Origin of the sequence: Flavobacterium hankyongi, assembly GCF_036840915.1 — a bacterium.
GTDB lineage: Bacteria > Bacteroidota > Bacteroidia > Flavobacteriales > Flavobacteriaceae > Flavobacterium > Flavobacterium hankyongi.
On sequence record NZ_CP085725.1, the window covers coordinates 1,115,522 to 1,127,779 of the forward strand.

Below are 12,258 nucleotides of genomic sequence, written 5' to 3' on the forward strand. Positions count from 1 at the left end.
AAAATATATTGTAATATTTTTCTTAAAATAATTTATTTACAAATAATTAGAGAAAATCTATCTACTAAAATAAGTCGTGTAAATAAAACCAATAAAAAAAAGGAAACACACAGTAAAAATAAAACTATTGTATCTTTTCCTTCTAAATAAGACGATTCCTTCTATAAATAAATATAAAGTCGCTATTATAATAAAAGAAAAAACAAGGATTGCAAAAAAAATAACCTTCAGAATAACCTCCATTTGAGAACAATGTAAACAAATAAGTTAAACCAGTTATGACAGATAATATTGAAAACCGTATCAAAAAATGTCTCAACCAATTTTCACTACCATTTGTTTCATCTAAATTCAATTTTCTCAAATGATCATTCTTAAACAAAGACAATAAAAAACCTAAAACAATTAAATCAATTATTGTTCGGAAGAAATTAACTCCTCTTTGAAAATGAAAATAATATCCAAAAAAATCACATATGCTAATAGAGATTATTGAGATAGATAATAGTATAATTATGATTTTAAGTTTACTATTTATGATTTTCTTTTATTAATCTTCGTAAGAATCCCTAAAACGCATTTGGCTATTAGGATAAATACGAATGCTATCTACTTCGATTGGTTTACCATTTAAATCAATAACAATCTGATCGTTATCTTTATTCACTTTTATGTTAAAAATATTATCTTTTTTACCAGAAGATTTAAACATATCATTTGTTTTATCCCAGTTAAAAAATAATTTTCCAATGTATCGTTCATTTTTACCAGTTTCCCAGTAGATATTTAAAATTTCAGGAATAGCTCTTTTTTTAAAATCTGGATTTAAAGCATAGGAACTGTACAATGATTCAAACTCACCATTGTAAAAATCATTGTCCAAAGATAAAAACCTGAAATTATCATTGGTAGATGTCACCTTAAAACTCCAATCATACTTAGTTCTATAATTATCCCACAATTGAGGTGAAGCATTAGGTATACTCATTGATTCAATTAATTCTTTGTGAGTTTCAGGTTCAATTCGATATGTGGTTAATAGTTTAGCTTCACATTCTTTAATTTTCTTTTCATCCTTTAATTCATGAGCCGTAAAACGTCCAATTTCAATCGAAATATTAGCGTAACATATCCAAACTACAACCATCCCTTTTGGAGCAAAACCAAAGACAAGAGTACTAAACGGACTATAAGTATTTCTATATTCATCAAAATTATTATTATAATCCTGCAACGAAATAAACTCCTTAATTGGACTTTCACTTCTGTCTGAAATCGGATAACATCTATTGGTCATCTCTTTCATATACTCGACATCAAAATCTTGTTTTATTTCATAATATTTATTTTCATAATAAGAATAATAAGTAACTCCAAAGCCTATGGGTGTACCTTTTTGCTTAGTCCACATTTTTCCTGATGATCCCCATTGACCACTGCTACTTCCGTATGGTAACCCCGCAGGAGTTCCTTCGAGTGTAGTTATATAATCTAAAACTGGGGTTATTTCATAATTGTTATTGGGATGACAAATTTCAGTGTTGAATTCAGGTGTATAAGTTTTCATTTGGCAATGCAAATTAAATTGTGATAGAACAATTAAAATAAGTATTCTCCTTAAGTAACTAAGCATATTATATATTCAGATTGTTCTTTATATTATTTCAAAATTTATAATTGTAAAACTAAAAATCTCTTAATAAGTCAATTAGCAAATCTTTTACAGTATCTTTTTTGAGCTTAAACTCATCAAAATATTCTTTTCTTTTAGCAGTGTTATTCAAAAACCTTGCAAAAATTTCATAACTCTCCTTAAGTTGACCAGTTACATACAGAAAAGTATTTAGTTTTTCCTTTTGAATATTTTTTTCAAAATCAGGAAAGACTTTTTCAAAATTCATAACGTTCTCCCAAAACAAATAGGTATCAGATTCTAAATTTTGAATTTCAGAATCAGCATTTGTTTTTAAAAGCGCTAAACCATCTTTTTCAATTTTTTCTAAAATATAATATTGCTTCACTAAAAAGTCTACTCCTTCTTTATTTTCCTTTTTTGAATCTGACTTTAAATAAGAGTTATAAATGTCGTTTAAATTTGACTTTGAACTTTGAGAAAACATAACACTTGAGGTTAAAAGAATGAAAAAAAATTTAAAAATTTTATCCATTATGTATTTCCCTTTTACGTTTATTTTGAGGTAAAGCACCTTCTTCTCTTGCTGATAATCCAAACAAATTACTCTTTACTGACCAATGCAAATATTCATTTCTCAATTTTTTCAAATCGGTTTCATTGATATAGTTTGTGTAATTTTCATTTTTAATTTCTTTAATATAAACCCTTGAAAAAATATCGAAATCTTTTTTGGTTCTATTATATGTCCCTACATACTTATTTCGTATCGAAGCGCAAGCATTAAAGTAGCCTAAAACTTGATTATAAACACTGTTAATAAAATCATCTTTTATTTCATATTTCTTTAAAGAAGATTCTTTGTAAACAACATCAAAATTTTTTGACTGTTCTGTCATTAGTTTTAACGGAATCTTATCATACTTATTATAGAGCATTCTTTTACCAACAAGCCCATAATTAAATTGATTTTCATACCAACTTGTCGATGGGTCAAACTCCTTTTCGTAAAAAAATTGTTTGTTAATTTGAGGGTCTTTAAACCAACCTTCATCAACCACATAGGCTTTAAATTTATCAAACTCTTTGCTTTTACTATTTATAGCCATTTCTCTGTGCTCAGGAGTATCCGCAATTTGAATATTGTCAATTACAGAAATTTCTTGAATATTATCAAGATAAGAACCCCCAATATCTGAGTGAACTCCAGGTAATGTTAATTCCAAACCTCGTAAACCAGCTGAATTTATATCTGATAAATCAAAGTTCTCTCTATACTCATCATCTGAAGCTAAGTGAAATACATATCTAGCCTTTTGGATGCTATCTAAATTAAGATCACTTACATCATTACCATGATATACTCCAAAAGAAGCAACAGTATCGTAAACACCAACAAAATTGAATCTTATTTCTTTTATTTTCATGCCTGCATTCAACAAACAAGCTCCAAAATAACCGTATTTATCGATGAAACCTGTATTTTCAAGAGTGAGATAAAAAGTATAAGACCTATCATTAAAAGCATAATCAGGATAAATTTGATATTTATACTTTTTATCTCCTACCCTTTGCATTAAAAAATAATTAGCCATTTTACTGGCGACATAAACAAAATGTCTTGCAGCAGCAGCTCCACGACTAAAACCATAAACGTTTACATGTAGAATATCAATTTCTTTAGACTGATACCCTTTTCTTTCCATTTGTTTCACGGCATCCATGCAGCCTTTAGTAACTTTTGCAGGAACACCTGTATCACCTTGACCTGTTGCCACACCAGGGAAAGTTGTATCTCCTTTTAAATCTTCAGTTCCAATTCCTTCAATATAAACTGCTATCTGGTTTTCGGCATCCGAATCTATAGCGTCAAATCCGCGAGCTACATTGGTGTAATCATTTTCAAAGCTATCATCATTTTTATTTCCTTTTTTTATATAAGCTTGATGATTGCTTGAATTAGGGTTTCTAGCTTCGGTGTTCGTTTTATTATTTTGTGTACCATCAAAAAATAGATTCAAATTCACATTGATTGAATTTGACAAAGTATCCTCTTTGTTTGAAGCTTCATAATTTGATTCAACCACACCATCACCTTCCCCCTTCCATTGATTCTTCATTGGAGTTTGAAATTCATAATTGCCTGCATTTGCAGTCAAATTCATTGCGGTGGAAGTATTGACTAAATCCCCTTCAACTATTCTCGTGATACCCATAGTTTAGAATGAATTAGATTTTTCACCACTTTTTTTCACCACCTTTTGAGAGGCATTAACCACAATACTTTTCTCGGTAGTACTCAGTTGAGCTGATTTTGCTATTTCTTTACGCTCTGTAGTTTCAGATTCTCTATTTCCCTTAACTATCTCTAGTAAACTTCCCATTACATTTATCAAATAATTTTTCCCTACAGATACATTATGAAAAGCACCTGCAATAAGATTTTTATTTGAACCAGCTGTTTCTGTAATATCTACACCTGCTGAAATAGCTATATTTTGACCTGCATCAATTCTCATGTTCTTTCCTGCTGTAATACTTATATCATTAGGCGCATTGACACTAATATTACCTTGACCGTCCATGAGCCAAGTGTTGCCGCTTGGGTCTTCAATGAAGATGCTTCCTTGGGCATCGTTGAAAATCATTTTTGTGCCTGAACGGGTATGGATTACTTTTTGGTCATTGCCTGCTGTGTTGTAGCCTGAGATTTCCTGTCCGTTGTATTGAGTGCCAATAACAAAGGGTTTTTCTGGGTTGCCTCCTTCAAAGGATACAAATACTTCTTCTCCTATTTCTGGTATAAAATAAAAACCTTTCCCTGAACCTGCATGTGAGGTTACTAGTCGTGTCCAATCGCTTTCATGTCCCCAAAAGAATTTGACTTTAATGCGTCCCATCCCTTGTGGATCATTATTGTCAGTTACTACTGCGCCTTGGGTTTCGGCTTTGGGATATACTAATGGATTCGTGTATGGGGGTACTTTCACGTCTCTTGGAATCGATTCGAACTGACACTCGTAATGTCCAAATCCTTTTGAATAATGTTGTACTTCTGTGGCGATAAAGTCCCCTTCAATACCATCTTTACTTACAGTAAACATTCCTCCTATTTGCAACGGAATTTTACTCAAGCCTGAATACGTAAGTACATTGGCTTCTTTGGCCTGTTGGCTTAATTCCTGTATTCTTGTAATATCCTGCGAATCATTGGCATTGCTTATAAAGGAATGATTGGCGTTGGCTCTGTCAAAAACACTACTCGAGGCTTGTTGCGCATTTTGGGCTATATAGCTTTGGGTGTTGTTTTGTGGTTCTAAATTTTGGGCGCCAATTTCTGAAGCCGAATTGTAATCATATCCTTTGTACGATACTTTTTGAGATCGTAATCGGCTGGTGACTTTAAAATGATGTAGGTTTACTCCGTTTTCTAACGATGCTTTTGAGGTTTTCAATTCTCCAAATCTCAAATAATCTCCGTCGTAAAACATCCATTCTCCATACTGAACTGCTAAACGTTTTAGAAACTGAAAATCGGTCTCATTGTACTGAACAATATACGGTAATACGGTTTGATATTTTGGATTGATATCCATTCCTGTGAGCACACCTTTTATGATGTTCTCATCTACTTTATGCACAATTTCATTGAGCTTGTGTGAAAAATGGGTTTCACTTTGCTGAATTTCATCCAATAATATGGTGGGACTCTTTCCTACGATATGAAAGCCTTTTGAAGCGCCATCGTTGTCTAAAAGCTCCATTTCGGAAATAATTCCTTTAAAATAAACATTTTCTCCACGAGCGGTATCCTTAAGTGTGATAATCACTTTGGCTCCCATGTACTTTTTAATAAAATCGGCCTGACTCTTAAAGTCCATCACAACATCGCCAATTCTCCAAGTAAAACTAAAAGAATGGTGACCTAACAATTGCTGATTTAATATTAAATTATAATAGACAACCGGTTGAGAGAAGCTTCCTATTTCGATGCTTACCTTGTCAACCATGGCATCAGTAACTTTTTTAATAAGGTTATTAACGGTACTCATGGGCTTATGTTTTTATATAATTGTTGTCAAAAAGTGTTCTTGACTATTGTAATTTTCTAAATTTAGGCTGGATTATAAATCCAATGACCAAGGTTTACCTAATACAGCTCCGCTGAAATCGATATCTTTGGCCGAAAGAAGAATCTCTATCTGCATAGGAACTTCGTTATTTGATCGAAAACTTTCGTGAAAATTCACACAAAAAGCTTTCTCAAATTTTAACTCTTTCATTTTTGACATCGCATCTCGTCTGAAAAAAGTTATTTTACCATTTTTGGTTTGGGTGCTGCTAATCATCCATTTCATAAAATCAACACTCTTGGTCGATTCAACCACCAATCTAATATTACCTCCTTGAGCTATGGTTTGAGGTTTACCGTTATGATCTACTTCTTGGGTGATATGAAGGTCAAATTCTAAGACATTATAGGTTTCCCCATCTAATTCCAATTTTGCTAAAAAAGACATACTGTTTTACTTTAAGGTGAGTGTTTATAAAATTTATCGAAACACCGGGATAAAGTTTGGGGTCTTTATCCCTATGCATTCCGACATCACAAATAAGAACTTATACTATTATAATCCCTTGACAGATTATACCCATTCGTTTTCGTAAACTCCTGTTCCCATTTCAATCTTTCTTGCTGAAATTGTGAACGATTCTGTTAAGGGATTTACTCCTGTTGAATCAAAATTTTCTCTGTGTTTTACTAAATAACCTTCAGTGAATTTTAACTCTTTTAAAGTAGCATCGCTGTCTCTTTTGAAGAATTTAACACTTCCGTCTTTACGCTCAAAGCTATTAGTCATCCACTCGAATAATTCTGTAGATCCTGTTCCTTCGATTGTAACTTCAATTTTACCTCCTCTTGTTACTGTTGAGGGACGTCCTGTTGCGTCTGTTTCTTGAAATAAACCATAGTTAATGTTTAATACATTGAACTCTTTACCGCCAACGTTTAATCTTGCTTTAAATGACATAATAAAAAATATTTAAATAATTAATAAATAAAAACAATACTATTCCGCAAAGCATCCATAATGCCTTGACTTTTATGCTTTTTAAAAGCATCTTAAATAATAATTCTCTGAAGCTCAAATAGCCGAAAGAATATCAGCTACCATATAATATGAAGTCTCTTAATTCTATTCATCTGTACTTGAATTTAATGTTACTAAATAATACACCAATCAGATAATAAATATCAATACAATTGTAAGAATTATATTTCAAATAAAAAAATATATTGTAATATTTTTCTTAAAATTAACATTGTGGATTTTTAAATCATATAACAAAATGCCTTCTCAAGTCTTATAAATAGGGCTATGGAAATGTAATCAAAGAAACATTAAATTACCTATAAAAGGTGACTGAGGTGTCACACTGAGTTTGTCGAAGTGCTCTCGAAGTCAACCTAAATCATATAATAAAACACTATCAAAATGCAACACGAAGATTGAGCGGAGTCGAAATCGAAGTGAAAAAGATGACTGAGGTGTCACACTGAGTTTGTCGAAGTGCTCTCGAAATCACCTTAAATCATATAATAAAACACTATCAAAATACCACACGAAGATTGAGCGGAGTCGAAATCGAAACAAAAAAGATAGCTACGCTGTCAAAATGCAACACGAAGATTGAGCGGAGTCGAAATCGAAGTCAAAAAGATGTGACTGAGGTGTCACACTGAGTTTGTCGAAGTGCTCTCAAAGACATCTTACATTATAAGTCTCACATTGAACTTGTTTTAAACATAATTGAAGAAACATAAATTATCTATTTAAAAACAAATTATAAAACCCTGCATCATATAATGTAGGCTTCTACTATCATACAAAAGAACGTCTATTACTATTTATGGTGAAAAAGGACTCACTTAATTAGGTTACAAAAATCAGGGTGTTTTTCTATTTTTTTACAGGAATAGTCCTAATAAAAATAATTCAATTACTCAACATCTTTGCAAAGTAAGCTTACAAATAAAATCACTTAAACATCAAAAAAATGAAAAAAATTATTTTTACAAAAGCATTATTACTTTTCTGGGGATTGGTAAATGCTCAATGCCTAATCAATAACGGAGCATTAAACAGTAGCTGTATTGGAGATGGTTATAATACAACTAATCAATGTGTACCCAATTGGCTAGCCAGTCATGGAGACCCAACAGCTATGGGAACTCTAGGAGGAAACACATGGGCATGGATGTGGTCGCATAGCAATAAGGGAGAAGGAATTATGACAAACTACAACTTTCAGTCAGGACAAAACTATTTAATCTCATTTCGTATCAGAGCAACTACAAATGTAAGTAATCCTAATACAACTGTTTTAAACTCAACTCTTAATGTTAAAATTGCTTCGGGTCTTGTTTCAGGAAGTAGCTACACAATACCTACTCCATCAAGCGTACAAACCATTTGGAGTAGTACAGTTGCTGCAGTAGGTGCAAATTGGCAAACAATTACGGTACCCTTTACAGCATCAAATAACCAAACACAACTTTGGCTACATCCTTTAATGACAGCAAATTCTGGAAGTAATGGTAGTGCACAAATACAAATGGAAGTCGATGACATAGCGATTTCCCCAGCTGTAATTGCTTCAATGCACTTTCAAAATTTGGCTGGAACCATGAAAACCGACTTTTGTCCAGGTGAAAACGTGTACATGAATGGATCAAACTCAACAAATGAAACACAATATTATATTGATGTTTGGAGAAGACCAATAGGTTCAACAGCAGCTTTTCAGTGGCAAACCCAACTAGGGACAAATGGTTGGACCATCGGACAAGTAGGTGTATTAAACCTTTCTAACTTATTTGCTGCACAAAACTATTTTTTCACTGATGGATTTGAATATCAAGTAAAACTAGCAGTAGGAAACTCTTGCATACCTTGGGTAGAAATAACAAGAACATTTAGAGTCCTTTCTAACAATGTATCTCCTGCATTTACATTCACAAGTACTTGTGCTTCAAACGGAACTATTAGTGTAACAGCAACCGCTTCAAATACTGCACCTGGAATAAGCCAGTGGTGGGCACTTATGGAAACTAATACCCCAGGAGCAACTTCAGATGCTGCTACGATAGGGCAAGTTGGTTCGATTTTAATGGGAAATACAGTAACCTTTACTGGATTGAGCAATACTAAAAATTATTATATAAAACATGGTGTATATGGCGATTGCATGACATGGAGAGAACAACGCACCGCACTACCACAAAATGTAAGTTGGGCAAACTATACTACAAATTTTAATGTAGCACCTAGCGGCAATTTAAACGGTACTGTTACTGTAACTGCTGCAGCTCATAGTAATCCTGTTACAGTGAATCATCACTGGTCTATTTTTTACGCACCTAATGGTGTAACAACAGGAAATAGTAACGTTCCTGGAAATCCTGATCAATGTTGTTCAAATGCTACAGCTACCTTTAGTGCTAATTTAGTCGTGAACCAATGGTATTATATTAAACACGGAATTTGGAATGACTGTATGCCATGGAATGAAACTCGCAAAGCTTTCAGAGTTGTTATCCAAGGGCTACAAGCGAATGGCACACCAAATTATGCGATTGAAGAATCTTTAATAGACGAAGGAACAAAAGAACCACAAGCCAACAAAATGGCAACTAATGAAGAAGTCCAACTGTATCCTAATCCAGTGACATCTGGCGAAAAGCTAACTGTATCAATAGATAACCATGAATTGAAAGAAACAAAACTAATAGATTATACAGGTAACGCTCGTGTATTACCTTTTGCAAAAACGAATTCAAAAACTTATGAAATTAGTTTAAACAATCAATACAAGTCAGGCATTTATACATTAAAACTTTTGTGTAAAGACGGTACAGCAATTATCAAAAAAGTGGTAATTAAATAATTTCAAAACATTCTAATTATAAAATCCTTTCTGACGAACTGCTCAGAAAGGATTTTTTTTTTGAAATAAATGGTGCCTTACATTATCTCATAAAAAAGCTACTTTATCACAACATAATACATTGAAATTTACGGTTTTACCGTAAAAAAATAGGGTGATTTTCCTGTACCTTTCGTAGGAAAAAACTGCTTACTTTAAACATCAATAAACAAACTAAAAAACTACATGTTATGAAAAACTATTTTACAAGGGTAGCTTTTACCCTATTAATGGCAACAGCCGTTATTTCTTGTGAAAAAACAGAAGTTGATCAAGAAACTACCACAACCAACAAAGCCACTCAAAAGAGTCAAGCAAACACAGCACAAGCTTTGGCACCGTGTCCAACAACTTATGCCTTGGTATTATCAGGATCAAGTGGTTCACCCATTCCTGCAGGATTTGCTTCTACAATTTTTAAAGTCGATTTGTGTACAAGCCCAACAGGATATAGCTTTGTATCGCAAATCAATATTGGTGGTGTCTTAGTACGTTCGGTAACAGGATTATGTGACATGCCAGGAGTACCAGACTTTGCCTGGGCGGTTACTGGTATCAATTCAAACTTTCCAAGCAAACTATTACGTGTTCAAATTTCTACTGGTGCAGCTAGTGTGGTAGCAAATACGACAGTACCTTTACAGGATATTGAAAACTTTGGCAACACTGGATTGTTTGTAGCGATTAAAGAAGGTACATCACAATTAATGAAAGTATCTGTTCCTAGTGGAGCGTGTACTGCATTTGCGCCTGTGGGGCCTACACCTCAATACAACGGACTAGCAGTTGTAGGTAATAACTTTCAGGCTATTTCAGGTATAACCAACTTGATTTGTAGTCCAACATCTGGAGATATTTTTGAATACACTACTGCAGGCGGAGCTTATATTGCCAAGTACTCGTATAAAAATTTAACAGCTAATCCTACTTGGACTATGAAAGAATTAGGATTCCATTTTGATGCTTGCTGCGGAAAACGTTGGACTGTGGGAAGTTCATCTGGAATTATTTCACACAATACCAATATTACACCTTGTGTATTACCTAACCCAACTTTCTTATTAAATACTACCACAACAGGTCAAAACTACTGGTATATTTATGATTTTATGGCTAAGATTTAATACGCAATAAAGCAAAATAGAAACATCCTAATCTAGTTGTTATAGACTATGTTAGGATGTTTCTTTGTTTTAAAACAATACTGTTATTATTCTTCGTATGCTGCTACAACAGCAGCATCAAACTCCATGTGATCTATGATCTCTGCAACAGATTCAGGTTTAGAAGCTTTAAGTGCATTAAATTTTTCAATTTGCTCCAGACCGTCTTCTTCCCCACTAAAGTATGGAAAAACATCCATAATAGGCGACTCCGAAATTGCAGGTATCGAAAAATCACCCATAGTATTTTTCATGGCAAACATAGTATTATCAAAAGCTTCTTTCACATCATTAGCCTGAACTAATAAATACAAATTCGTTTTGCGTTCCTTCCCACTCTCTTCATCATAAGCCGTTAAAGCCACTTTAGAACGAAACCAACGGTCTGCATTTTCAAACGGATGAATTTCATTGTAATTGGCCACTTTAATATTGGTAATCTTGAATTCTTCACTTACATAACTCATCATTTCCTGTGTAATTCTAGACTCAGCTTCTGTATACGATAAAGCATCTACCAGATAAGGCTCTGTCGTTACCTTTTGTACACCATTTTCATCTACTTTTCTAAATTTTACTTTACATTCATACCAAGTTGCACTCATAATTATTTTTTTTTAAGGAGCGCAAAGGTAATTTTTAAAGACAAAGAAAACTGTGATTTTTAAAAAGAGATATTCACAAAATACAAATTGAGAATATAAACACTAACACAAAACTGTGCCTTCGAGAGCCTCAGGCACCACTGAGCTTCGTACACTGAGGCACTCGAAGTGTCGGAGCTACATCCAACCAACTCAAACCACTGTCCTGTCCCCTTGAAGAGACTTCAGATAGCTAAAATCGCTACCACATAATTGTCCCCTTGAGGGGACTTTAGGGGTGCAAAAACAACAACATCTAAATCAACTCAAACCACTGTCCCTTGAAAAGACTTTAGAAAGCTAAAATCACCACCACATAATTGTCCCCTTGAGGGGACTTCAGGGGTGTCAAAAACAATAAACCCCTTAGGTTTAAACCTAAAGGGCTTACTTTTAGCTTTTACTTAAGATAATGAATCTGAAAGCCAAAACTTTACTACTTAATTAATGCCTGAGCAAAGTAAAGGTCACTATTTCCACGACCTGCATTGAAAGTAATACTGATTCCGCCTTGAAGTTTCCAACCTTGTTTTAATAAAGCTGCAACCTTCTCTTCAATCAATAATTCAGACGTATCTGTAACAATCTTATATTCCATAGCCATTACTTTTTAGGAGTATTACCTCTACGTGGTCCAGATGGCATTCCTGGATTTTTACTTGGATAGTTAGGATTAGGCTTTGGAGATGGACTAATCGATGGAGTGGCTGGTTTACTTCCTGGCTTCACTACTGAATTTGTACTTTTCATTCTAAATAGTTTTTTAAGTTCACACAAAGCTTATGCTTTGATGATTCAAATGTTTACTTTTTATACGAGATGGCACAAT

At 33.4% G+C, this 12,258-nt stretch carries 11 protein-coding genes; 2 read left to right on the forward strand and 9 right to left on the reverse strand.

All coding sequences use genetic code 11. From position 1 onward, the window contains the following. Positions 1-550 precede the first annotated feature (550 nt). The 6 genes from LJY17_RS05185 to tssD (LJY17_RS05210) all read right to left on the reverse strand — a co-directional run bounded on the left by LJY17_RS05185 (position 551) and on the right by tssD (LJY17_RS05210) (position 6,666). Positions 551-1,567, reverse strand: a complete 1,017-nt coding sequence (locus LJY17_RS05185; protein WP_264542789.1) for a DUF2931 family protein — start codon at positions 1,565-1,567, stop codon at positions 551-553. 118 nt (positions 1,568-1,685) lie between these two features. Next, the gene (locus LJY17_RS05190; RefSeq protein WP_264542790.1) at positions 1,686-2,120 is read right to left on the reverse strand and encodes a hypothetical protein; all 435 of its coding nucleotides are present in this window, start codon (positions 2,118-2,120) and stop codon (positions 1,686-1,688) included. Between the two features lie 40 nt (positions 2,121-2,160). Continuing rightward, positions 2,161-3,849: a T6SS phospholipase effector Tle1-like catalytic domain-containing protein gene (locus LJY17_RS05195; RefSeq protein ID WP_264542791.1), complete on the reverse strand. Its 1,689-nt coding sequence runs from the start codon at positions 3,847-3,849 to the stop codon at positions 2,161-2,163. A gap of 3 nt (positions 3,850-3,852) precedes the next feature. Further along, positions 3,853-5,685, reverse strand: coding sequence for a type VI secretion system Vgr family protein (locus LJY17_RS05200; RefSeq protein WP_264542792.1), 1,833 nt, complete (start codon positions 5,683-5,685; stop codon positions 3,853-3,855). Between the two features lie 72 nt (positions 5,686-5,757). Then, positions 5,758-6,153, reverse strand: a complete 396-nt coding sequence (gene tssD / locus LJY17_RS05205) for a type VI secretion system tube protein TssD (RefSeq protein WP_264542389.1) — start codon at positions 6,151-6,153, stop codon at positions 5,758-5,760. Positions 6,154-6,279: 126 nt separating this feature from the next. Beyond that, positions 6,280-6,666 carry a type VI secretion system tube protein TssD gene (gene tssD, locus LJY17_RS05210; protein WP_264542388.1) on the reverse strand — a complete coding sequence of 129 codons (387 nt, stop codon included), beginning with the start codon at positions 6,664-6,666 and terminating at the stop codon, positions 6,280-6,282. Between the two features lie 1,027 nt (positions 6,667-7,693). Here tssD (LJY17_RS05210) and LJY17_RS05215 point away from each other — a divergent pair. Continuing rightward, complete coding sequence (locus LJY17_RS05215) at positions 7,694-9,583, forward strand: T9SS type A sorting domain-containing protein (protein WP_264542793.1); 1,890 nt, start codon at positions 7,694-7,696, stop codon at positions 9,581-9,583. A gap of 230 nt (positions 9,584-9,813) precedes the next feature. Then, complete coding sequence (locus tag LJY17_RS05220) at positions 9,814-10,746, forward strand: hypothetical protein (protein WP_264542794.1); 933 nt, start codon at positions 9,814-9,816, stop codon at positions 10,744-10,746. An 86-nt stretch (positions 10,747-10,832) separates the two neighbouring features. On the opposite strand, the gene LJY17_RS05225 is transcribed toward LJY17_RS05220, so the two are convergent. From LJY17_RS05225 to LJY17_RS05235, 3 genes are all read right to left on the reverse strand, one after another. Next, positions 10,833-11,390, reverse strand: coding sequence for a DUF4494 domain-containing protein (locus LJY17_RS05225; protein ID WP_264542795.1), 558 nt, complete (start codon positions 11,388-11,390; stop codon positions 10,833-10,835). 475 nt (positions 11,391-11,865) lie between these two features. Then, on the reverse strand, positions 11,866-12,027 hold the full coding sequence (locus LJY17_RS05230) for a DUF1737 domain-containing protein (protein ID WP_264542796.1): 162 nt from the start codon (positions 12,025-12,027) through the stop codon (positions 11,866-11,868). 5 nt (positions 12,028-12,032) lie between these two features. Next, positions 12,033-12,179: a hypothetical protein gene (locus tag LJY17_RS05235; protein ID WP_264542797.1), complete on the reverse strand. Its 147-nt coding sequence runs from the start codon at positions 12,177-12,179 to the stop codon at positions 12,033-12,035. Positions 12,180-12,258 lie beyond the last annotated feature (79 nt).

What these genes read in the sequence shown, in the direction of transcription:
- LJY17_RS05220 (WP_264542794.1), top strand. Translation starts at nt 9,814, where the DNA reads ATGAAAAACTATTTTACAAGGGTAGCTTTTACCCTATTAATGGCAACA.
- tssD (WP_264542388.1), bottom strand. Translation starts at nt 6,666, where the DNA reads ATGTCATTTAAAGCAAGATTAAACGTTGGCGGTAAAGAGTTCAATGTA.
- LJY17_RS05200 (WP_264542792.1), bottom strand. Translation starts at nt 5,685, where the DNA reads ATGAGTACCGTTAATAACCTTATTAAAAAAGTTACTGATGCCATGGTT.
- LJY17_RS05235 (WP_264542797.1), bottom strand. Translation starts at nt 12,179, where the DNA reads ATGAAAAGTACAAATTCAGTAGTGAAGCCAGGAAGTAAACCAGCCACT.
- tssD (WP_264542389.1), bottom strand. Translation starts at nt 6,153, where the DNA reads ATGTCTTTTTTAGCAAAATTGGAATTAGATGGGGAAACCTATAATGTC.
- LJY17_RS05215 (WP_264542793.1), top strand. Translation starts at nt 7,694, where the DNA reads ATGAAAAAAATTATTTTTACAAAAGCATTATTACTTTTCTGGGGATTG.
- LJY17_RS05230 (WP_264542796.1), bottom strand. Translation starts at nt 12,027, where the DNA reads ATGGAATATAAGATTGTTACAGATACGTCTGAATTATTGATTGAAGAG.
- LJY17_RS05195 (WP_264542791.1), bottom strand. Translation starts at nt 3,849, where the DNA reads ATGGGTATCACGAGAATAGTTGAAGGGGATTTAGTCAATACTTCCACC.
- LJY17_RS05185 (WP_264542789.1), bottom strand. Translation starts at nt 1,567, where the DNA reads ATGAAAACTTATACACCTGAATTCAACACTGAAATTTGTCATCCCAAT.
- LJY17_RS05225 (WP_264542795.1), bottom strand. Translation starts at nt 11,390, where the DNA reads ATGAGTGCAACTTGGTATGAATGTAAAGTAAAATTTAGAAAAGTAGAT.
- LJY17_RS05190 (WP_264542790.1), bottom strand. Translation starts at nt 2,120, where the DNA reads ATGTTTTCTCAAAGTTCAAAGTCAAATTTAAACGACATTTATAACTCT.